Origin of the sequence: Bacillus sp. BML-BC051, from assembly GCF_019656175.1 — a bacterium.
Lineage (GTDB): Bacteria > Bacillota > Bacilli > Bacillales > Bacillaceae_G > Bacillus_A > Bacillus_A mobilis.
Genome location: NZ_BPLI01000030.1, coordinates 41,044 through 61,926, shown reverse-complemented (window position 1 = coordinate 61,926; position 20,883 = coordinate 41,044). Strand labels below are relative to the sequence as shown.

Sequence of the window (20,883 nt, the reverse complement as noted above, 5' to 3'; positions counted from 1 at the left end):
GAAGGCACCTTTTTGTTATTTAGTATAGATCGTTTCTACTGTTTGTATAGTGGAAAATATCTATACTAAACATTAGCAATCTTCCGTATAAACATTATCAATTTACTATATATTCCAGTGGTGTTAACCTACATATGAAAGGCTTTCTTTTTCAAAATATTACCCCTAATAAATTTTTGAAGAAGTCAACTGTCTCCAAATTTGCCATTCATGCTTAGCAAAAAAGAATCCTTCTGGATTCTTTTTTGTGTTCGACATAATGCGACAAATTATATTGAAATAATTTGTTATATTGTTAAATGGTTATTATGGGAAAGAGAAGGAGACTTAAATATGGGATTTAAAAAATTAATTTTAACGGGTGCAATTGTTGCAACTACAGCATTTACTTCAATTGGAACAGCGCAGGCAAGTGTAGATTTTAAAGATGTTCCAAACAATCATTGGTCTTATAAAGCGATTATGGATTTAGCAAATAAAAACGTTGTTGCTGGATACGGAAATGGGCTTTTTGGATTTGGTGATGATGTAACACGTGAGCAAGTTGCAGCTCTTATGTTCCGTCATTTAAAACCAACAGTAAAAGAACAGTATAACAATCCGTATAAAGATGTTACGGATCGTTCAACTATGTTTAAAAAAGAGATTCTTGCTTTAACAGAGATGGGTGTATTCGTTGGAGATAACACAGGAAAATTTAGACCGAAAGATGCGTTAACTCGTGAAGAAATGGCACAAATTTTGACAAGGGGATTCCAATTGCAAATAAGAGGCGATCATAATTTTCCGGATGTAGATAGAAATGGATGGGCGAATCCTGCGATTACTGCAATTAAATCAAATTATATTACAGCTGGAACTGGTGATGGTACATTTGCACCTAGAATGCATGTAAGTCGTGAGCAATACGTTCAGTTCTTATATAATGCAACGTTACCACTTGAAGAAAGACCAGGAGCAAAACAACCACAACCAGAAGTGAAGCCAGAAGTAAAACCTGAAGTAAAACCAGATCCGAAACGTTTTGCTAATTGTAAAGAAGCAAACGATGCTGGATATTACGATATTACAAGAGATAGTCCATATTATGGTAAGCATTTAGATCGTGATGGCGATGGAATTGCTTGTGAGAGAAAGAAAAAAGGTAAATAAGAAAAAGCACTCAGTTTGAGTGCTTTTTCTTATGGAAACAAGCTATTTTTTTAGGCGATTCTCATAAAATAAAAGTAACGAAATGAAAGTAGGTGACAAAATGCCGTCAGTTGTGGAAGGTGTTATTATTGAAAATTGTAACGGAACAATTAACTTAGGTGATAAATATAACGTGCAGCCAATTGAAAAAACGAAAGCTTATAATGGATCGGGTTCATCGAATACAGGAAAAAACGTACAAACATTTAGTGGTATTAGTACATCAGATGTAAGGGATAGCGATGTGAACGATCAGGGAATACAGTTTACTTTATAGAGAGATATGCAAAATTGCATAAAATGATGAACTTGCCCTGTGCTACAATCTAGCTGTGAGCTGTTAATGATTCTTCTGTATTATAGTTGTTAGATTAGAAATATAACATCTTATCGAAAATCATACGTAAAAAAGACACTTCAAACGAAGTGTCTTTTTTATTTTAGTGATACCCTTTAGCAGAGTCTTTATGAATTTTATTTTTAAAGATACTGTAGCTCCAAAGTTGATATCCAATAACAATTGGTACCATAACCATTGCAACGAAGAACATAATTTTTAAGTTTAATTGACTACCAGCTGCGTTATATAACGTTGTGCTGTATGCGTCGTTAATACGTGACGGTAACATTCTTGGGAACATACCTGCAAAGCCAGTTGTCATAAACATTGCGATTGTTAAGCATACGAATGTAAATGCGAGACCGATTTTATGTTTGTACACCATAATAAGTGCGAGTACACTCATTAACATAGCAAGTACCGGAAGAATGAATAGTACCGGATACTCTGTGAAGTTTTGGAATAAGTTTGTACGATTTACAGTTGCTACATAGAAGATAGCTAAAATGATAGCAGCTGCCATTGAAAAGGGTCTCGCGATTTTATAAGCACGGTCAGATACTTCACCAGTCGTTTTGATCATAACCCAAAGGGCACCGGATACGACGAATATAGCAGTGAAGAACAGGCCACCTAAAATACCGTAATGATTTAGTAAGCTAAGTAAATTTCCTTCATAACCATTTTTTCCAATTTGTAGTCCGTAATAAAGGTTAGCGAACGTAACTCCGAATAAGAAGGCGATTAGGAAGCTACCAATTGTAAATGCCCATTTGCAAGTTTTTTGCCAAATTGGTGAATCGTCTTTATGCATAAATTCAAGCCCGGCAGCACGAGCAAACAGTGCGAGCAATACTAAAAATAGTGGTGTATATAGGTAACTAAACATATTTGCATACGTGATTGGGAAGGCAGCAAATGTTGCACCACCAGCTGTAATTAACCATACTTCATTCCCCCCCCAGAACGGACCAATTGCTTCTTGTAATTGATTTCGTTCTTGTCGGTCTTTCGCAACGAAAGGAAAAATCATTCCGTTACCAAGTGCATATCCATCAAGAATGAAATAAACTGTCCAAATTACGCCCCATAAACCGAACCAGATGATTGCGAGCATATCATGAGACATGAGCTGTACCTCCTTCAGTAGCAGGTTCTTCTAGTGCTGCTGGTCCTTTTTTCGCGAACTTCAGCATTAAGTATACGTCTGCGATTAAAAGTAAAGTGTAGAATAAGATTAAACTAATTAATGAGAACCAAATTTGTGGGACAGATATAGGCGATACAGATTCTGCTGTACGCATTAGTTTATAAACGGTCCATGGTTGACGACCTACTTCGGCGACAATCCATCCAGCATTAATTGCGATATATGGTAGTAAGACAGACCACATTGTAATTTTTAAATAACGTTTTGAGTTTTCTAGCTTTTCTTTTCGGTTTAAATAGAAGCCATACCAAGTTAATGCCATAAAGAACATACCAAGTGCAACCATTAAGCGGAAGCTATAGTACACGAGGTTAACGTTTGGACGATCTTCTTTCGGAATATCTTTTAAACCAACAATTTCTCCATCAAATGAGTTTGTGTAGAAGAAACTTCCTAGTTTCGGAATCGTAAGGAATTCAAAGTTCTTTTCGTTTTTTACATCAGGAATTTGAACAATCGAGAAGCCTTGTCCTTTTCCAGTTTCCCAAACTGCTTCCATCGCAGCACCTTTTGCTGGTTGATATTTAGCTGCGGATACACCAGACTGATGTCCCATAAACGGTGTAACAGTTGCAGCGAATAAACCTAACATTAAACCAAATTTGAATGATTTTTTGAAGAATTCTACTTCGTTTTTACGTAACAAATGATAGGCACTAATGGCCATAACGAAGAAAGCACCAACAATATAACAGCCAATTACAGTATGGAAGAACATGTTCCAAGCATATGGATTTGTAACAAGTGCCCAGAAATCATTTAATTCAGCACGTCCGTTACGTACGACATAGCCAACCGGATTTTGCATAAAGCCGTTTGCTGTAATAATCCAAAGTGCGGAAATATTTGTTCCAAGTGCAACCATCCACATACAGAAGGCACGGAACTTTGGTGAGATTTTGTCTTTACCGAATAACCATATTCCCATGAAAGTAGATTCTAAGAAGAAGGCAACGAGTGCTTCGATTGCGAGAGGTGATCCGAAAATATCTCCCATATATTTGGAGTACTCAGACCAGTTTGTTCCAAATTGGAACTCCATCGTAATCCCGGTTATAATCCCCATGACGAAGTTAATTGTAAATAATTTACCCCAGAAATTTGCCATTTTGCGGTATGTTGGATTCAATGTGCGGGCGTATTGAGTTTCCATACATGCCACTAAAATAACAAGTCCGATTGTCAAAGGTACAAATAAAAAGTGATAAAAAATAGTAATTGCAAATTGAAAACGACTCAGTAACAGAACGTCGGACATAATAAATATTCACTCCTTTTTACATTATCTACAGTTAGTTTATAGGGAAAATAGTGGTACATTATGTGTGACTTGTTACAAAGCTGTGTGTATATTTTGAAAGAATTATGGCGGTTATCTGAAAATATATTGCTTTTATAATATTACAATATACTTTTTGTGTTTTTCATATTTTGGTACACTATATAAGTAATGTAAATGAGAGAAAAGAGGGTTCTTTACTATGAAGTCATTAGAAGAGATTTTACAATACAATGAAAAATTCGTTGAAGAAAAAAAATACGAAGAATACGAAACAGGAAAATTTCCAAATAAAAAAATGGTAATCATTTCTTGTATGGATACTCGTCTTGTTGAACTATTACCGAAAGCAATGAATATGCGTAACGGTGATGTGAAAATTATTAAAGTAGCAGGCGCTGTTATTTCCCATCCGTTCGGAAGTATTATGCGTAGTATTTTAGTTGCTGTATACGAGCTTGGTGCTGATGAAGTATGTGTAGTTGGCCACCATGATTGTGGTATGGCAAAAATTCAAGCAAGCAGTACAATCGAGAAGATGAAAGAGCGCGGTATCACAGAAGAGAAATTAGATACACTTCGTTATTCTGGAATCGATTTAGAAAGATTCCTACAAGGGTTCTCTAGTGTAGAAGAAAGTGTAGAACATAGCGTATCAATACTTCGCAACCATCCATTACTTCCTGAAGAAGTACCTGTTCACGGGCTTGTTATAGATCCTGATACAGGAAAATTAGATTTAGTTGTGAATGGCTACGATAATTAAGAATTTACTTTGTCATCCTTTTTATCTGGGACAGGATCAAATCCTCCCGGGTGGAAAGGGTGACATTTTAATATACGCTTACATGTAAGCCAAAACCCTTTCAGGGCACCATGTTTTTGAAACGCTTCTAATCCATAATGAGAGCAAGTTGGGTAAAAGCGGCACGTTGGTGGTGTCATTGGAGAAATGAATTTTTGGTAAAAGCGTATAATGCCAATAAAAATCTGTTTCATAATGGTCTCCTTTTCTGCATAGTCTTAAAGTATTATAGCACGACTGTACATAATACTTTACTAATGTTGATTTCCGTTATATCATATTGGATATAACGGAATTAAATTAAAAGCGGGAGAGATGTTGTATGCCATCAGTAGAAAGCTTTGAATTAGATCATACGATTGTAAAGGCGCCTTATGTAAGACATTGCGGAGTTCACAATGTAGGTAGTGACGGTATTGTAAATAAATTCGATATTCGTTTTTGCCAACCGAATAAACAAGCAATGAAACCAGATGTTATTCATACGTTAGAACATTTATTAGCATTTAATTTACGTAAATATATTGATCGTTATCCGCATTTTGATATTATCGATATTTCACCAATGGGCTGCCAAACAGGATATTATCTTGTAGTAAGCGGAACACCAACGGTTCGAGAAATCATTGATTTATTAGAACTAACATTAAAAGATGCGGTTCAAATTACAGAAATTCCAGCTGCAAATGAAACACAATGTGGCCAAGCGAAGCTTCACGACTTAGAAGGAGCACAACGCTTAATGAACTTCTGGTTAAGCCAAGATAAAGATGAACTGGAGAAAGTATTTGGATAGAAAGAAAAACTGCCTGTAACAGGGCAGTTTTTTTGTAGCACGATGATAAATGAAATTATATCGACGTTTCGACACTGGATATCGACTTACCGACAAAGACTGACAATAGTATGAACCAAATAAAAAGAAGAGGCCGTCTACAATATGTGTGGGACGGCTTCTTTTTTATGAAAGTATACTAGACACCCCAACATATAAAACAAAGGAAGAACCGAGAAAATAAACAAATGCTTTTGCTTTTTGGCGCTTTTTATTTCATCGATTCCAAAAAGGATAAACATAATACTCAAAAGGATAAGAACGTATGGTAAAAGTATTGAGAGGTTTGCGAAGAAGCTAAATAGGGCGAGAATAAGTGCGATAGTAGCGATTATAATTCGAACGTTTTTAAACATATAATCCTCCTTTAAAAGAACATTATAAATGGAATAACAAAAACAATCGTAAAAAGACTTAAACCGATACTAATAGCTCCAATTTGTTTTTGCTGTTTTTGAATCGTCTCAATTCCCACTAAAATGCCATATAAAATAAAGAGGAACAAAATGATAGGTGAAAAGATTTGAAAGTTCATTGTAAATGTGCTGTATAAACATAAGATCAAAGTAATAAAAACGATGGTTAGCTGTAATTTTCTTATATGCATTTTAACCTCCTAGTAGAAAGATAATTACCGAGAGACAAAAATTATAATAGCAACAATGAAAGTGAATACGCCAGAAAAGAAGGAGAGTATACTATGTACTTTCTTTTGTTTCTGTTTTTCTTCTGCACTCATGATGAAGGTCATAATAGATAAGGCGATGAGCATATAAGGCAATGTAACAAGTGCATTTATAAATATTACGGATAGAGCGAGAACGATGATGATAAGAGCGGATACAATTCGTAATGTTTTTAATATACAAATCTCCACCTTTTAAATAGATCATTTACCGAAATAGTTCTGAGAAGCTAAGAAATAAAGCACCGGCTCCAGCCATGAAAGCGAGTATACCGCTAGATTTTCTGTCTTGATTTATTTCTCCTAGCGCTACAGTGAAAGCCATTAATCCTAAGAAAAAGAGCATATAAGGCATTATTTCTCTGTTACCGCTAATAAATCCATAGATTGAGATAGATAAAGCGATAAGTGCAAAAGTAATCTGTAACCCTTTTAGCATATATATACCTCCAGTTATTTTATATAGCTAATGATGAGAACGATTGAAATGAATCTTTTTTCTTTATTTGTTTAATGGTAATAAGAAACAGTAAAGCTCCTAATAGAAATTGTGAAAGTGGTAGAAAGTTATGTTGAACTGTCAGTAAATTAATACTGGATAGGACGTGGGCTAAACTAAGTAGTATATGAAGCGTATTATGAATTCTTCTTGCTGTTTTTTGTATAAGGATTATCTTCTGGCTTATCAACAGAATGTTTATATGCATAGCCTTTATTAATCGTCATGACGGAGAGTACTAGTATGACTAGGACGATGATAATACCGATAATTAATATTTTGAACATGTAATCCCTCCTTTTCTTTATTTTACATAATTTTGTAATTGATGAAAACAATAGAAATTAAAAGGATGAAAGAAGGGTGTTACATGGAGACGAAAAAAACATATTATATATCAATAGGAAACGGTCAAATTTCACAAGTGAAGACGGCAGATACGTATAATTTTGAGATTTCCGCAAGTGATGAGGAAATTACGGAGTTAAGAGAGTACTTCGATCAAGCATATGTAGAGGATTTAGGTTCATTTGTACGTTCTCACGTTCCATTTGTTGAGTATCATCACGATTCAAATAATGACCGATATGATGAACAACTACAAAAAGCATATAAAATGATTTACGATTTAGGAAATCATGAGACGAAAGAATTAGTCGCACAAATGGGAATAATCAATGGATTGTAATTGGATAATATTATGCAGAAAAGCGAGAATATGCTACAATTTGTGGTAGGAAAAACTTGTAACCATCAATAGGGGAGTAATGGCATGTACAAATTTAAAGATTATTACCACAACACTGTACAATTATCGTTTGAACGTTATCCATTTTCTCCTGAGCCAAAGCATGTTTGGGTTGTATGCCGGTACGGGGATCAATGGTTATTAACGCATCATTTACGTCGCGGTCTTGAATTTCCAGGTGGTAAAGTAGAACTAGGGGAAACACCGGAAGAAGCGGCAGTTCGAGAGGTTCATGAAGAAACTGGCGGCATAGTTTCTGATTTAACTTACTTAGGACAATATAAAGTATCTGGAAAAGACAAAATAATCATTAAAAACATTTATTTTGCAACAATTAGTGCGGTAGAAGAACATACGCATTACGAAGAAACGAAAGGATCTGTTTTATTAACAGACATTCCTGACAATATTAAAACGGATAGAAAATTTAGCTTTATAATGCGTGACGATGTATTGGCGCGCACGATGAAACATATAGAAGAAATCGGCTGTTTTACGAAGTAAAGTGGCCGGTTTCTTTTTTTGTATGTAAGAAAATGTAAATATATCTTTATATTATTTTGGGTATATTATACAATTTTGTAAAGATATATTTGCGTTTTAGGAGGGGAAAGATGGATAAAGGAAAAGAAACGACTGTTACTGTTTCGATGGGGAAATTAAATTTCTATTCATGTTGTATAGCATTCGTTCTGGCGATTGGAGTTAGTTTTTTACATTCACTTCTTTCAGGTGGATTTCAAATTGAAATTACGTTACCAAACATGTTTCTTTTTATTATCGCAATGCTTGTTCTCGTTTGTATTCATGAAGCGATACATTTAATAGGGTTTCGCTATATCGGTGGTGTGCCGTGGAGTGAACTGAAATGGGGAGTTAATTGGAAATTAGGTGTTGCATATGCTCATTCTAAACAGGCGATTACAGTAAATCAAATGAAGAAAGTGTTAATGCTGCCGTTTTTACCAACTGGAATTTTGCCAATTGTAATTGGATTAGCTATGAATATGCAATCCATCTCATTTTTAGGGATTTTACTAACAGCAGGTTGCATCGGTGACATTGCCTTATATCAAAAAGTTTCCAAGTTTCCAGATGATGCGCAAGTTAAAGATCATCCGAGTAAACCGCAGTTTACAGTATATGAATCATAAAGGAAGGGGAGGCGCTAGATTAGCGACCTCCTCTTGTTATTGTCACTTTTTGTCGGTAAGTGATATATTGTGAAAATCGCCGATGTAATTTATTTACTATTACTTTGTTTTCATTGCTATTTCTAAAAACGAAAGCACCTCCAACAAATCGTTCACTACACGTGGATGCTCAAAGTCATCCCAAAATGAATCTCTCTTCCACACACCAAGAATCCCTACTCGTTCAGAACCAAGCACATCGTTTTCTGGATGATCTCCAACGTAAAGACATTCTGTGGCCTTAACGTCTAGTTTTTGCAAAGCTCGTTCGAAAATTTCAGGATGTGGTTTTTTAATCCCTTCCGCTTCTGAAACGAGAATTGTATTTGTATACGTATGTATGTTTAGTGCACGAAGATTGTTCATTTGAAAGTCAGTAAAGCCGTTTGTTATAATGCCAATTTTAATATTTTGTTGTGTTAAACAATGAAGTAATTCATGCATGTTGTGGAAAGGAATACAATGATGTTGAAAGTTAGTAATGTAGTCGTGCAGCAGTTGCTCTTGCGTTAAAGTGGTAATGCTGTATTCGTAAAGGAGAGTAGCATATACTTTATCTTTCCACGTATAGCCATTATTATCGAGTTCAAGAAATCGAGAACAATACTCTGATTTTTCTATGCTCATTAAGTGAGAGGAAAAGCGATTATATTGATCATGAATAAATTGTTCTAGAGATTGTCGCCGATCTAATAGTGTTCCATCTAAGTCGAATAATACTGCTCGAATCATGAGAATCCTCCTTACAGTTTTTATAATTAATTATCGCATATTCGTACAAAAATGATTATTATATTTTTGTAGAATGGAATAATGGAGGATTGTATGAAGAGACTGTATGGCAAGTTAGTAGGGGTTATCGTTGCAATTGGTTTAGTATCAGGATGCGATAGTTCTATGAAGAGTGTGAAGGAAAAAGAAATTTGTAAGACTGAAGAAGAGTGTGTGGAAATAGGAGATAATAAACTTCAAAAAGTATATGAAAAAATAGATGGATTATCTGAGCTTGAAGCGGTAGAAGATTATGATATAGAAGAGCATGAAAGTGCGGATATGAAAGAGGCAGAGCAGAAAAAAGAAGAGGATGAAAATTATTTCTTTTTAGCTTCTTATTATATTGATGGTGATGAAATTGTAGATCCTTATTTGGAAAAAATAGAACGGAAACGTTTAAATAAAGTATTCGCTGAAGATAAAGAAGCGAAAGAAGAGGTGCTACAACAACGTCAAGATAGAGGTTATCATGAAGACTTATGGGATATGTACCGCATTCTTATTCCAGCTAAATATCGCGGGAATATAACAGAATTTGATTTAATAACGGACGGTTATGATGGCGTTGTTGCCCACGTTATGCCTAGTATGGAGAATCCGAAAGATTGGACGCTAAGCTTAGATACACTTGATTCTGCGGTAAATATCGATGAAGTGATGAAAACATTAATTCATGAGACGGCTCATGTGTTGACACTTGGATATAAGCAAATACCAGTAGATGAAAAGTATTTGAAGGATTTTGACGAAGATAAAGATATTTCAACGTACAGAAGTAACTGTGAAACGCTTTTCTTACAAGAGGGGTGTGCGAGGGAGAAATCTTATATTAATCAATTTTATAACTCTTTCTGGAAGGATATTGAGCAGGAGTGGACAGAAAAGAAAGTGGAAGAAAGTGAAGAAACTCAAATTGAATTTTTTAAGGAAAAGCATGAGGAGTTTGTATCACAGTATGGAACGACAAATGTAGCGGAAGATATTGCAGATACGTTTACAGCGTTTATTTTGCAAGATTCCAAAAAGGTGAAAGAAGGATCGGAGTTAAAGTATAAAAAAATTGCGTTCTTCTATCAGTTCCCTGAGCTTGTAAAAATGAGAGCGGAAGTGTTGACGGGATTATATGATGTTTCGAAAACGATAGAACAACAAAGTGGACAATAATACGAGTTATATATTTTATCCCGCTTTAATGGGCAGTAAGACCGGCGAGGGCTAATAATCAGTGGGGGATGAAGAAAACCCCCACTGATTAAAGTTTCACTTTATCCAAGAAAACGTAAAGAATTTTAGTTCTTTGCGTTTTTTTGTTGATAAAATTGAAAATTCTGTCTTTTTTAAAAAAGAAGAAGGAACTGAAGCTTTAAAAGAGAATTAGTATAAAAATGTCACAAATTAGACACAATTATAATGCGCATATTGTAGGGACTAAAAGTTTACTCTCAAGGAGGTAATGAAACGTATGAAAACGATTCTTGCGGTTGCTGGTCTCATTTGGGTAATGTCTCACGGTTTTCCGATTTTTGAAGGAGAGCAAATTCGTAGTGCATTAAATAAAAAGTATGATGATTATCATGTAATAGATCGAAAAGAAAATGTCGTTACAGTACGTGTGAAAGATTGTTTCCATACAGTTACGGTTGCGAATGGCAACGTTACAAATGAAACAAAGATGTGTGATAAAAGGTAAAGAAAGAAGCTGACTATAGTCTATCGTTCTAAGTCAGCTTCTTTTTCGTTTTCCAATTAGAAGTTTTTCAAATGCCTCAACAAACACATACATAAGTGTTGCGAGGACACAGGTGAGTAGTACGCTCAGTAAGACAAGCGTGAAATTAAATACTTGGAATCCGTAGCTAATTAAGTAGCCAAGACCTTGTTTAGAGACGAGAAGTTCACCGAATATAACACCGACCCATGATAAACCAACGTTCACTTTTAACGTGGAAATAATTGCTGGGAAGGATGCAGGTAGAACTACTTGCTTATAACATTGCCACTTATTGGCGCCAAATGTGTCCATCACTTTTATATAGTTAGAATCGACTTCTTGAAATGCGCTGTAAATAACGAGAATGGTAATGATGATGGAAATGATTACTCCCATTGCAATCGACGAAGAAATATTTGGACCGAAGATTACAATGATAATAGGTCCAAGTGCCACTTTTGGCATGGCGTTTAGGACGACGAGATAGGGATCGAGTACACGGGCGAGAAGTGGCATCCACCAAAGAAAAGTAGCGATAATAGCGCCGAGCACTGTTCCAAGAATGAAGCCTACTCCTGTTTCAAGTAATGTCGTCCATATGTGAACCAAAAGCGAACCATCAAGCCATTTACTAAGGAAGAGATCCCAAATGCTTGAAGGAGAGCTAAAGAGTAAAGGATCGATCCACTCTTTTTTGCTAGCTATTTCCCATAGGGCAAAGAAAAGAATGAGTAGTAAAAGCTGCAGTGAGCGTGCTAACCATGCGTGCCTGCGTTCTTTTTTTCGAAACTGTTCATGTAGTTGCTTTATATTATCCAAGGCGCTCCAGCTCCTTCCATATATCTTGGAAGATGTTTGGGAAGTCATGGTGGTGGCGTGATTCTAACGGTGATAAGGAACGGATGCTTTCTGGGACGACAAATGTTTTTGCAATTTTTCCGGGATTCGCTTGCAGTAAATAAATACGATCACTCATCGCAATGGCTTCTTCAATATCATGTGTCACGAGTAGTGAAGTTTTCTTATATGTGCGTAGTAAGCTGAAAACGAGATTTTCTAGTTTCAACTTCGTTTGATAATCGAGCGCCGAGAATGGTTCATCTAACAATAAAATTTTCGGATCGGTCGCTAACGTTCGAACGAGAGCGGCACGTTGACGCATACCGCCTGACAGTTCACGAGGGTATTGCTCTTCTACATCATGTAGACCGACTTGTTTTAAAAGTTGTAAAGTATGTTCTTTAGTCTGTTCATTGTAAATTTTTCGGGTGTGAAGTCCAAGCATAATATTCTCTTCAATTGTTTTCCAAGGGAACAAGTAATCTTGCTGCAACATGTATCCCATGGATGAGGTTTTCGTTGTAATGGGCTCACCATCTAAAAAGACGATACCCTCAATTGGATCAAGCAGTCCGGCAATAATGGAGAGGAGTGTTGTTTTGCCGCAACCACTTGGACCGAGTATAGAAATAAATTCGCCTTCTTCCACTTGTAAACTCATGTCTTCGAGAATCAATTTAGCATTCTCTTTTGCGAAAAAGCAGTGAGAAACGTTACGTATTTGTAAAAAACTCATACACTTCGCCTCTATTTCTTAATAACGCTTTCGGCAATTTTTGTATTGACGAGCGCTTCATGTGGAACTTCTTTTTGTAATTCGCCAGCTTCTTTCATAATTGTTTGGAGCTGTTTCCATTCTTCAGTATCTAATAGCGGATTTGTCGCATAAGAATGTTGCTTTTTATAACGTTCAATTACTTTTACTGTAATGTCTTTTGAAGTGTCTTTAAATAATGGAGACACGACATCAGCAATCTCTTCTGAACTATGTGTATCAACCCATTGTTGCGCTTTATAGAGCGCCCGTGTAAATTTTTCAGCAGCATCTTTATCTTTCTTTAAGAAGCTTTCTTTTGCCATGAACGTTGTATATGGAACAGTTCCAGATTCATTTCCGAACGAAGCGACGATATATCCTTTACCTTCTTTTTCGAATATACTCGCAGTTGGTTCAAAGAGCTGTACAAATTCCCCAGTACCAGATGCAAAGGCACTTGCAATGTTAGCAAATTCGATGTTTTGAATTAAGTTTGTATCTTTGTGAGGATCAATGCCATTTTTCTTTAAAACGTATTCTCCAACCATTTGCGGCATGCCGCCTTTTCGCTGTCCTAAAAACGTAACACCTTTTACGTCATTCCAATTAAAAGAGTCTAATTTTTTACGCGAAACTAAAAATGTTCCGTCTGTTTGTGTAAGCTGTGCGAAGTTAATGACAGGGTCTTTTGCACCTTGTTGATGAACGTAAATAGACGTTTCGGAACCGACGAGAGCAATATCAATTCCGCCAGATAATAGGGTGGTCATCGTTTTATCTCCGCCAGCTGTTGTTTGGAGGTCAATATTTAATCCTTCATCTTTAAAAAATCCTTTTTCAATCCCGACATATAACGGGGCGTAGAAGAGAGAATGGGTAACTTCGCCGATGCGAATGTTTTGTGTTTGTTCTTTCGTACCTTCCTTTTTACTACTGCAAGCAGCGAATGTGAAAACAGCTAGTAACATGATGCAAAAAACAGCTATAAAATTTTTCACTATATGACACCTCCTAGAAGTCACTCTACAAGCATGATATGTAGGTAAGCGCCCATATGTGAGTGTAGATAGCAGGAATTTTTTTGGTGATAAAGAAGTACAAATATAAGGGGTGATAAAATGGAGTACGAATATGATGATAGCGTACATTTACATCTTGATTATTTCGGAACAGAATGTGATATGGAATCGATTGCTTATAAGCGGAAGAATGAAGACGTATGGGATGTATATTTTAACTTTGGAGCATATGGTCTTCAGAAAGATGAGATCGAGACAGGGAGATTTATGGACGAATATGCTGGTCATTACGTTTTTTCTGTACATGCTCGTGATCTTAGTTGGGAATTTGGAAGTGCTCAATTTGAAGAGTGGGTTTTGAGAAATCAAATAGTAGAAAAATCGCTGCAAAAATAGGGAGGAATCTTGTGGTCGATTTTCTCATTTTCTTGTTCATTTTCGTAGTCGGATTTTTTATTATGCAAGTACTCATTTACCGATTTGCAAAGAAAAACATTCAAAAATATACAAAAATAAAATGGGTCCATATGTGGCTCGAGATGAATATGAAAAAGGGTCCGAGATTAGATCTTTTTGATTTTGTAGTTATCGTATTTGTATGTATTATATGGAAAGTATGGATGTATTCTCTTATATAATACACATGCTCATGTCTGTTAAAATGAAGGAGAACCTGTCAATATTGATAGGTTCTTTTCTTATGGTAATAATTTTGTGAAGCATAGTTCATTTATGCTGTTAGAATATAGAGCGAAGAAGGTTTATCACGTTCAATCCTGAAGGAGCGGACGCATTAAAGTTTCATTGTATTTTTAAGGGGAAATTAAGGATACAAGTGTATATTACAAGCACATAGGAAGACTAGCTGCATACAAATATGGTATTTTGTATAGGACAATATGTTTGTGGATGCGAGACGAAGGGGTAAAGGAAAGAGGGAATAAATTGCGTTTTGATTTTTTAACACAACAACGAAGAAGAGATGAATTTTATCTTAGTTTTTCTCCTCAAGAGCCGAGGAAGAATCTATTAATTTCTATCATTCTTAGTGGAATGTGGGCGATTTGTTTAGAAACGCTGTTTTTTGTTATGTTAAGATCTTTCGAATTCGAGAGAACTAAAGAATTTTTTAATGGGAAAATACAGCTAAGTATACTCATTATTGTTTTGTGGGGGGTACTACTATACATTATTCATTTAAATAAAGGCATCGGTCATAAACTTAGGCCGGCTATTCGAGTTTATGCCTTACTATTTTTAATTGCCCATACAATGAATTGGATGTATATCATGATGCAGGAGAATATGAGCCTTGTATTAGTTAATAACTGGGTTTACCAGCGATACGGACAGTATATACTAAGCCTATTATTTATTTATATGATATATGTTTTTGTGTATAGTTTGCTTGGACGAATCTTTTTGAGTGTCACGATAACAAGTTTGGTGTTAACTATCTTTGGAATTGTGAACCATTTTAAACTTATTTTTAGAGGAGATCCATTCTATCCGTCTGATTTCATACAGATTACTCAAATGCAGTCCGTTATACCGATGGTTATGGACTATTTTAGTTGGTGGACTATATTTTTAGGAATATTAGGAATTACTCTACTTGTATATTTAGTTATGTATATACGAAAGCATATTCCAGTTATAAAACCTAATATGATTACGAGAATTATTTTAATATGTGGCTCTACTTTTATGGTGTATGCATATAGTAATTATCCTAATACATTTATGAATAGTGTATTGCAAAAATATGGGGTAACCTTCGTGGCTTGGAATCAAAATGTAAACTATACTGATAATGGTTTTGTTTTAGGATTTGTCAGTAACTTAGACACAACTGTCATTGAGAAGCCAGAAGAATATTCAAAAGAAACTATGCTACAAATTTCAAATGATATAAAGAAACAATATGGAAGCAATGTAGGAAAAAAAGAGAAGGCCGAGAAACCAAATATTATATTTTTCATGAGTGAAGCTTTTTGGGATCCAACAAAGTTAATGAATCTTTCGTTTAGCGAAGATCCGGTGCCGAATTTACATCACTATATTGAGAATTTTCCAGGTGGACAAACAATAGCGCCTGTATTCGGAGGGAATACAGCAAATACAGAATTTGAAGCGTTAACGAGCTATTCAATGAGCTTTTTAAAGCCAGGTTCTATACCATATCAACAAGCGGTGACAGGGCAAAGAGAAATTCCGTCTATCGCAAGTGAATTGAAAAAACATGGATATTATACGAATGCAATTCATGCTTATGGAAGATCATTTTATAAGCGGGATGATGTATATAATATTTTAGGAATTGATAAATTCAATGCGGAAGATACAATGAACAACGTAGAGGTAGCTGGAGATTATATTAGCGATGTATCTATTAGTAAAGAAATAATAGAGGAATTAAATAAGAGCCAGCAACCTACGTTTATTCATGCAGTTACGATGCAAAATCATTTCCCATTCAATCCAGGACGGTTTGAAGAAAAACAAATAGAAGTTAACGGATTAACAGATGAGGGATCGAAAGCAGAATTAGAAACCTATACTGAGGGTGTACGTCGTTCTGATGAGGCTCTAAAATATTTAGTAGAACAAATTCAAGAGCTAGAAAGACCTACTATATTGGTTTTCTTTGGAGATCATTTACCAATATTAGGGGTAAATAAAGCTATCTATGAAGAAGCTGGATATATAGAGAATGAAGAAACTCTAAATGAAAGATTAGCTATGTCAGAAACGCCATTGTTAATGTATGCAAATTTCGATTTGCCAAATGACAACCTAGGTTTAGTAAGCCCAATTTATTTTTCTAATCTTGTTTTGGATTATGCAGGGATAAATAAATCACCATTCTATCAATTTTTATCGGAAATGCATAAAGAAATACCAGTCCTTAAAGAGGAGTTAAAGGTTAATAAAGATGGGGAAGAGATAACAGATTTAACAAAGAAACAAAAAGAAATGTTAGAGCAATATAAAATGATCCAATATGATTTGCTTGCTGGAAAACAGTATAGTAAAGGTATACTTTTTAAATAGAAAAACAAAAAGAACTTGTATAATGATACAAGTTCTTTTTTTATAGTATTTAACGGGGTAACCAGACAAGCTGGGTTTAGGGAGTATTACCTGTACATTTAGTATAAATGAAAATATAATCGTTTTATTAATTGATTTGTGAGAAATGTGTGAATTTTAATCTTTTCAAAAACTGCGTTTATATCGACATGATTTGGCATAGATTTTTATGAATTTAAAAACTTTATAAGTTCTTTATTTAATTCATCCGCTTGATCAATTGGAGAGCCGTGACCGCTATTCGTAAGAGGATGCAACTGAGAATTTTTAATCCTCTTTTGCGTGAGTTCAGCGCTTTTGTAAGGTATAAGTTGATCGTGAACACCATGGAATATTTTTGTTGGGACGTTAATTTTACTTAAATCTTTCGTTACATCTTCATTTGCGGCTGCTTGCAATATTTTGATGAGAGCGTAGGAAGCAGATTGCATACCGAGATAAGAAAACCATTCTAACGTAGCAGATCCTAAGTTTCTATTAAAAAATGATAAAGATACATCATTTAAAAATTTAGGCATATTGGCATACATTTGATTAATGAGGGTATCTGCTTGTTCTTTTGGGACACCATAGGGAGATTCTTGATTTTTAACGAAAGAGGGGGAAACAGCATCGACTAATACAAGTTTAGAAATGCGATGACCATTGTAGCGAGACATGTAGCGAATAGAAAGAGCGCCACCTACTGAAAAACCGACTAATGTAGCATTTTCTACTTGAAGTGCTTCTAGAACAATGGCGATATCGTCTGCTAAACGATCGTATGTATAACCAGTCCATGGTTTATCAGATTGCCCGTTGCCGCGTATATCCATAGCGATGCAGCGGAAGCCATGCTGTGGTAACACATTGAGTTGATATTGGTACATTTGATGATTTAAAGGCCAGCCATGGACGAAGAACACAGTTTTACTACCTGGCCCAGGATTAACGTCTTGCACAAAAATATGCACATCTTTCTCGACGGTAACAAACATAAATTATCCCCCTAACCTATTCATATGCTCTATCCCAAAAGCGTTGTTTCGTCATAGCTTTAATGAATTCGTTTGCAAGTTGCGTAGGGTTTTGTTCTATTAGGACACCAGGTGTTTTTTCATTTTTACGTGTGAAAGATTTCAGTGATTTATCCATTTATCAATGGCCCGTAAAAGCCTGATTGATGATAAGGGTTGATTAAAGTTTCACTTTATTTTTTATCGCCTATCCCCTACATAATATACGTATTATTGTTTATAGTTTTTATGATTGCATATAGTCTGAAAATATCTTGATGTTGGAATGATTTTCCTCAAATGTTCGATTTCTCTTTGTTTGTCTATGAAAATCATTTATTATAATAAATGGTATTCTTAGAGACATTATTTTGAAGGGGTGTTGAAGTGAAAGAAAGTTTTCTATCATATAAAGAAGAAGAAAGGAATGCCAAAATCTTTTTGTGGGTGCTATATGTCATCGTTGTTTCATATCAAATTTTCTACGCAATCGTATTAGAGGATAAATCGCTAACGGATAAGGGACATAGCATACTATGGCAAGTTATTTGCGGAACTGCAATACTCGGTGTGAATGTATATTTAATAAAAAAAGAGAAAGCGAACCTTGTTAAATATGCATGTGTATTTGCATACATAGGAATAGAAATCGTTAATATACTTTCGTATATGCTTTATGATGAGGCGGCATTTGATGGAGTAAATATAATAGAAATTTTTTTCATTTTCTTTGTACCTATATTTTTAAATAAAAAATATTTTGTGTTTGTACTTTCGACTATTGTAGGGAAATATGTTATTTATTTATTTGTATTAAAGGAAGTAAAAGGATTTATGTTCCTCATTATGTATACACTCGTATTAATAGCGGCATACATTATTTTAAATCGATTTATACAATATCTTTCAGCGGTAAAGGAAAGTATTAAGATTGCTAGTGAATCACAAAAATTAGCGGTAATTGGAAAAATGGCAGCGACAGTGGGACATGAAATTAAAAATCCACTTGCTTCATTAAAAGGGTTTACGCAATTACAACGAGAGAAGCATGGGGAGGACCCTATTTACAAACAGATGATTTTTGAAATAGAAAATATGAATAATATGATAAGTGAGTTAATGGAAGTTGCTACATGTAAACCTTCTGTTTATAAGAAACATAATATAGGTGAAATTGCATTACAAGCAGTAACAATTGTTCGCGAAAAAATGAATGAATCGAGCGTCCAGTTTATTTCTAATGTGGAAGAAAAGACGATAGAAGTTGAATGTGATGAGCGGAAAATAAGAGGAGTCTTTCTATATGTCATAAAAAATGCTCTGGAGGCAATGGAGCAAGGTGGCACATTAGAGTTACGGTTAGAAAACAAAGGACAAGATTATGTAATGCTAAGTGTAATTGATAATGGTTACGGTATTAAGAAAGAAAATTTAGCTCGTGTTAAAGAGGCCTTTTATACAACGAAACAAGATAAAATTGGCCTAGGACTTACTGTAGCGAATCGGCTTGTTACTGAGCAGCATCTTGGTGAATTACATATTTCAAGTGAAAGAGATATTGGAACTAGAATAGATATCATGCTCCCGAAGCAACGTGGAAATAATGAAATCCAAGAGGGAGAAAAGCTAGGGGTTACGATATGAATAAAGACGATATATTTAAAAATGAAGAAATGAAGGCACTGAAAATATTTTTAAGTTTATTTTTCATTATATTTTTTGTATACGATCTTGCCTACGAATTTATTGTACCTTTAATAGGAGGAGAGCAAGAAGGAGTAGGACAATTTGAAGATGGTTTAGGTTTATGGCTTTATTTTCTAATGGTGATCTTATTTTGCACTGGAATATACTTTATGAAATGGAAAAAACCATTTGCAGTAAAGTATATTATTCTAATTGGATATAACTTATTAGATTTTATCCATAATTTTATGATTTACTACGGTAGTGATGCTGAGTTTGATGGTGGGAATATAGTAGAAGGATTTTTTATTTTATTTGCCCCACTCTTTGTGAATAAAAGATATTTTTGGTTAGTTCCGAGCATACTTGTTGGGAAATACGCTCTTATAGGAATCATTATTCACTCGTCACTCGTTTTAATCCCGATGGCATTATATAGTGTATTTACTATCATATGTTGGATTATGTTTTTAAGGTTTCAATCTTACGTTCGTACGCTTGAGATGATGGATAAAGAAATACAACAAACAGAAAAGCTAGCAACTGTTGGGAAAATGGCTACAGTTATTGGTTACAAAATTAGAAGACCTCTAGCTAACTTAGATAAATTTGTTAATAAGCAAGCGATTAAATATCCAGAGGATAAAATATATAGTGATATTATGAAACAAGAAGTAGAACGAATTCATACAATCGCTACAGAACTTAGTGGATTTGAGAAATCTAAATCACTAGAATCAGAAGTTCATAATATAGAAGAAATTATCGCTTATGTTATCCGAGTTATGGGAAAGCCTGCTTTAAAGCAAGGAGTGCACATACAAGGTATTTATAGTAAAGACATACCGTCGATTACATGCGATGAAAAAAGATTAAAGCAAGTATTTTTTAATTTAATTAAAAATGCGATTGAAGCAATGTCAGTTGGCGGAACGATTACGATTAAAGTGACTGTAGAAGATGCAATCATTGTCCAAGTTAAGGATGAGGGTTGCGGTATTCCAAAAGACAAAATTCCGAAGTTAAATGAAGCTTTTTACACAACGAAAGAAACGGGAACAGGTTTAGGTTTAGTAGTTACAGAAAAAATTATTAAAGACCACAACGGTAAAATGAGTTTTGAAAGTGAAGTTGGGGTTGGAACAACTGTGAAGGTTATGTTGCCGATATCATGAAAAATTATTTTTAAAAAGGAGATCACTTATTTGAGAGTGATCTCCCTT

At 34.9% G+C, this 20,883-nt stretch carries 28 protein-coding genes and 1 pseudogene; 14 read left to right on the top strand and 15 right to left on the bottom strand.

The annotated features are described in order from the left end of the window. The first annotated feature begins 333 nt into the window (after positions 1–333). Both K5S59_RS14365 and K5S59_RS14360 read left to right on the top strand, forming a co-directional pair. Entirely contained in the window at positions 334–1,152 is an 819-nt protein-coding gene (locus K5S59_RS14365) for an S-layer homology domain-containing protein (protein WP_120450956.1), read from the top strand. Between the two features lie 82 nt (positions 1,153–1,234). Continuing rightward, positions 1,235–1,468: a spore germination protein gene (locus K5S59_RS14360; protein ID WP_002073379.1), complete on the top strand. Its 234-nt coding sequence runs from the start codon at positions 1,235–1,237 to the stop codon at positions 1,466–1,468. 163 nt (positions 1,469–1,631) lie between these two features. Here the strand turns inward: K5S59_RS14360 and cydB are convergent, their stop codons facing one another. After that, the gene (cydB, locus tag K5S59_RS14355; protein WP_120450955.1) at positions 1,632–2,660 is read right to left on the bottom strand and encodes a cytochrome d ubiquinol oxidase subunit II; all 1,029 of its coding nucleotides are present in this window, start codon (positions 2,658–2,660) and stop codon (positions 1,632–1,634) included. Continuing rightward, on the bottom strand, positions 2,650–3,999 hold the full coding sequence (cydA, locus tag K5S59_RS14350; RefSeq protein ID WP_001286174.1) for a cytochrome ubiquinol oxidase subunit I: 1,350 nt from the start codon (positions 3,997–3,999) through the stop codon (positions 2,650–2,652). The genes cydB and cydA overlap by 11 nt, the downstream gene beginning before the upstream one ends. 223 nt (positions 4,000–4,222) lie before the next feature. On the opposite strand from cydA, the gene K5S59_RS14345 reads away from it, so the two are divergent. Beyond that, the gene (locus K5S59_RS14345; RefSeq protein ID WP_000838167.1) at positions 4,223–4,786 is read left to right on the top strand and encodes a beta-class carbonic anhydrase; all 564 of its coding nucleotides are present in this window, start codon (positions 4,223–4,225) and stop codon (positions 4,784–4,786) included. Here the strand turns inward: K5S59_RS14345 and yidD are convergent. Beyond that, positions 4,783–5,019: a membrane protein insertion efficiency factor YidD gene (gene yidD / locus K5S59_RS14340; protein WP_000809334.1), complete on the bottom strand. Its 237-nt coding sequence runs from the start codon at positions 5,017–5,019 to the stop codon at positions 4,783–4,785. The two genes, K5S59_RS14345 and yidD, sit on opposite strands and share 4 nt — an antisense overlap. Positions 5,020–5,147: 128 nt before the next feature. On the opposite strand from yidD, the gene luxS reads away from it, so the two are divergent. Next, the gene (luxS, locus tag K5S59_RS14335) at positions 5,148–5,621 is read left to right on the top strand and encodes an S-ribosylhomocysteine lyase LuxS (RefSeq protein WP_001141371.1); all 474 of its coding nucleotides are present in this window, start codon (positions 5,148–5,150) and stop codon (positions 5,619–5,621) included. Between the two features lie 165 nt (positions 5,622–5,786). Here luxS and K5S59_RS14330 read toward each other — a convergent pair. The 6 genes and pseudogenes from K5S59_RS14330 to ytzI all read right to left on the bottom strand — a co-directional run bounded on the left by K5S59_RS14330 (position 5,787) and on the right by ytzI (position 7,131). Then, positions 5,787–6,016, bottom strand: a pseudogene (locus K5S59_RS14330) (YczI family protein). Between the two features lie 11 nt (positions 6,017–6,027). Continuing rightward, on the bottom strand, positions 6,028–6,267 hold the full coding sequence (locus K5S59_RS14325; protein WP_000548099.1) for a hypothetical protein: 240 nt from the start codon (positions 6,265–6,267) through the stop codon (positions 6,028–6,030). A 24-nt stretch (positions 6,268–6,291) separates the two neighbouring features. Beyond that, positions 6,292–6,525 (bottom strand): DUF3953 domain-containing protein, encoded by a 234-nt coding sequence (locus tag K5S59_RS14320; protein ID WP_080000300.1) that lies wholly within the window; start codon positions 6,523–6,525, stop codon positions 6,292–6,294. Positions 6,526–6,553: 28 nt separating this feature from the next. After that, complete coding sequence (locus K5S59_RS14315; protein ID WP_000911969.1) at positions 6,554–6,784, bottom strand: YczI family protein; 231 nt, start codon at positions 6,782–6,784, stop codon at positions 6,554–6,556. Positions 6,785–6,803: 19 nt separating this feature from the next. Further along, complete coding sequence (locus K5S59_RS30705; RefSeq protein WP_087943173.1) at positions 6,804–6,989, bottom strand: hypothetical protein; 186 nt, start codon at positions 6,987–6,989, stop codon at positions 6,804–6,806. Further along, complete coding sequence (gene ytzI / locus K5S59_RS14310) at positions 6,982–7,131, bottom strand: YtzI protein (protein WP_000472802.1); 150 nt, start codon at positions 7,129–7,131, stop codon at positions 6,982–6,984. The genes K5S59_RS30705 and ytzI overlap by 8 nt, the downstream gene beginning before the upstream one ends. An 83-nt stretch (positions 7,132–7,214) precedes the next feature. Here ytzI and K5S59_RS14305 point away from each other — a divergent pair, with 83 nt between their 5' ends. The 3 genes from K5S59_RS14305 to K5S59_RS14295 all read left to right on the top strand — a co-directional run bounded on the left by K5S59_RS14305 (position 7,215) and on the right by K5S59_RS14295 (position 8,746). Further along, the gene (locus K5S59_RS14305; RefSeq protein WP_000448410.1) at positions 7,215–7,532 is read left to right on the top strand and encodes a hypothetical protein; all 318 of its coding nucleotides are present in this window, start codon (positions 7,215–7,217) and stop codon (positions 7,530–7,532) included. A gap of 84 nt (positions 7,533–7,616) precedes the next feature. Then, positions 7,617–8,096: an antimutator 8-oxo-(dGTP/GTP)ase gene (mutTA, locus tag K5S59_RS14300; protein ID WP_000276386.1), complete on the top strand. Its 480-nt coding sequence runs from the start codon at positions 7,617–7,619 to the stop codon at positions 8,094–8,096. A 110-nt stretch (positions 8,097–8,206) separates the two neighbouring features. Next, positions 8,207–8,746 (top strand): DUF3267 domain-containing protein, encoded by a 540-nt coding sequence (locus K5S59_RS14295; RefSeq protein ID WP_000357376.1) that lies wholly within the window; start codon positions 8,207–8,209, stop codon positions 8,744–8,746. A 99-nt stretch (positions 8,747–8,845) separates the two neighbouring features. Here the strand turns inward: K5S59_RS14295 and K5S59_RS14290 are convergent, their stop codons facing one another. Next, positions 8,846–9,517, bottom strand: a complete 672-nt coding sequence (locus K5S59_RS14290) for an HAD family hydrolase (protein WP_000617317.1) — start codon at positions 9,515–9,517, stop codon at positions 8,846–8,848. A gap of 81 nt (positions 9,518–9,598) precedes the next feature. Here K5S59_RS14290 and K5S59_RS14285 point away from each other — a divergent pair, with 81 nt between their 5' ends. Together K5S59_RS14285 and K5S59_RS14280 are read left to right on the top strand one after the other, a co-directional pair. Continuing rightward, the gene (locus K5S59_RS14285) at positions 9,599–10,723 is read left to right on the top strand and encodes a hypothetical protein (protein WP_002073389.1); all 1,125 of its coding nucleotides are present in this window, start codon (positions 9,599–9,601) and stop codon (positions 10,721–10,723) included. Between the two features lie 298 nt (positions 10,724–11,021). Beyond that, positions 11,022–11,249, top strand: a complete 228-nt coding sequence (locus K5S59_RS14280; protein ID WP_000849119.1) for a hypothetical protein — start codon at positions 11,022–11,024, stop codon at positions 11,247–11,249. A 33-nt stretch (positions 11,250–11,282) separates the two neighbouring features. Here the strand turns inward: K5S59_RS14280 and K5S59_RS14275 are convergent, their stop codons facing one another. From K5S59_RS14275 to K5S59_RS14265, 3 genes are read right to left on the bottom strand one after another with little or no spacing between them, the layout of a single operon-like run. After that, positions 11,283–12,089: an ABC transporter permease gene (locus tag K5S59_RS14275; RefSeq protein ID WP_000368766.1), complete on the bottom strand. Its 807-nt coding sequence runs from the start codon at positions 12,087–12,089 to the stop codon at positions 11,283–11,285. Beyond that, positions 12,082–12,846: an ABC transporter ATP-binding protein gene (locus tag K5S59_RS14270; RefSeq protein ID WP_000009054.1), complete on the bottom strand. Its 765-nt coding sequence runs from the start codon at positions 12,844–12,846 to the stop codon at positions 12,082–12,084. The genes K5S59_RS14275 and K5S59_RS14270 overlap by 8 nt, the downstream gene beginning before the upstream one ends. Positions 12,847–12,857: 11 nt before the next feature. Beyond that, positions 12,858–13,865 (bottom strand): ABC transporter substrate-binding protein, encoded by a 1,008-nt coding sequence (locus K5S59_RS14265; protein ID WP_120450954.1) that lies wholly within the window; start codon positions 13,863–13,865, stop codon positions 12,858–12,860. A 120-nt stretch (positions 13,866–13,985) separates the two neighbouring features. Here K5S59_RS14265 and K5S59_RS14260 point away from each other — a divergent pair, with 120 nt between their 5' ends. From K5S59_RS14260 to K5S59_RS14250, 3 genes are all read left to right on the top strand, one after another. Beyond that, a complete protein-coding gene (locus K5S59_RS14260) occupies positions 13,986–14,282 on the top strand; it encodes a DUF3986 family protein (RefSeq protein ID WP_000455571.1) in 297 nt (98 codons plus the stop codon). A gap of 11 nt (positions 14,283–14,293) precedes the next feature. Beyond that, positions 14,294–14,524 (top strand): hypothetical protein, encoded by a 231-nt coding sequence (locus K5S59_RS14255; RefSeq protein WP_000227426.1) that lies wholly within the window; start codon positions 14,294–14,296, stop codon positions 14,522–14,524. 271 nt (positions 14,525–14,795) lie between these two features. Beyond that, the gene (locus tag K5S59_RS14250; RefSeq protein ID WP_050418697.1) at positions 14,796–16,940 is read left to right on the top strand and encodes an LTA synthase family protein; all 2,145 of its coding nucleotides are present in this window, start codon (positions 14,796–14,798) and stop codon (positions 16,938–16,940) included. Between the two features lie 206 nt (positions 16,941–17,146). On the opposite strand, the gene K5S59_RS14245 is transcribed toward K5S59_RS14250, so the two are convergent. Together K5S59_RS14245 and K5S59_RS14240 are read right to left on the bottom strand one after the other, a co-directional pair. Then, positions 17,147–17,956, bottom strand: coding sequence for an alpha/beta fold hydrolase (locus K5S59_RS14245; protein WP_000498289.1), 810 nt, complete (start codon positions 17,954–17,956; stop codon positions 17,147–17,149). A gap of 16 nt (positions 17,957–17,972) precedes the next feature. Then, complete coding sequence (locus K5S59_RS14240) at positions 17,973–18,113, bottom strand: hypothetical protein (RefSeq protein ID WP_162937123.1); 141 nt, start codon at positions 18,111–18,113, stop codon at positions 17,973–17,975. A gap of 248 nt (positions 18,114–18,361) precedes the next feature. On the opposite strand from K5S59_RS14240, the gene K5S59_RS14235 reads away from it, so the two are divergent. Beyond that, positions 18,362–19,618, top strand: a complete 1,257-nt coding sequence (locus K5S59_RS14235) for an ATP-binding protein (protein WP_097845234.1) — start codon at positions 18,362–18,364, stop codon at positions 19,616–19,618. Then, a complete protein-coding gene (locus K5S59_RS14230; RefSeq protein ID WP_212981774.1) occupies positions 19,615–20,835 on the top strand; it encodes an ATP-binding protein in 1,221 nt (406 codons plus the stop codon). The genes K5S59_RS14235 and K5S59_RS14230 overlap by 4 nt, the downstream gene beginning before the upstream one ends. The last annotated feature ends 48 nt before the right edge of the window (positions 20,836–20,883 follow it).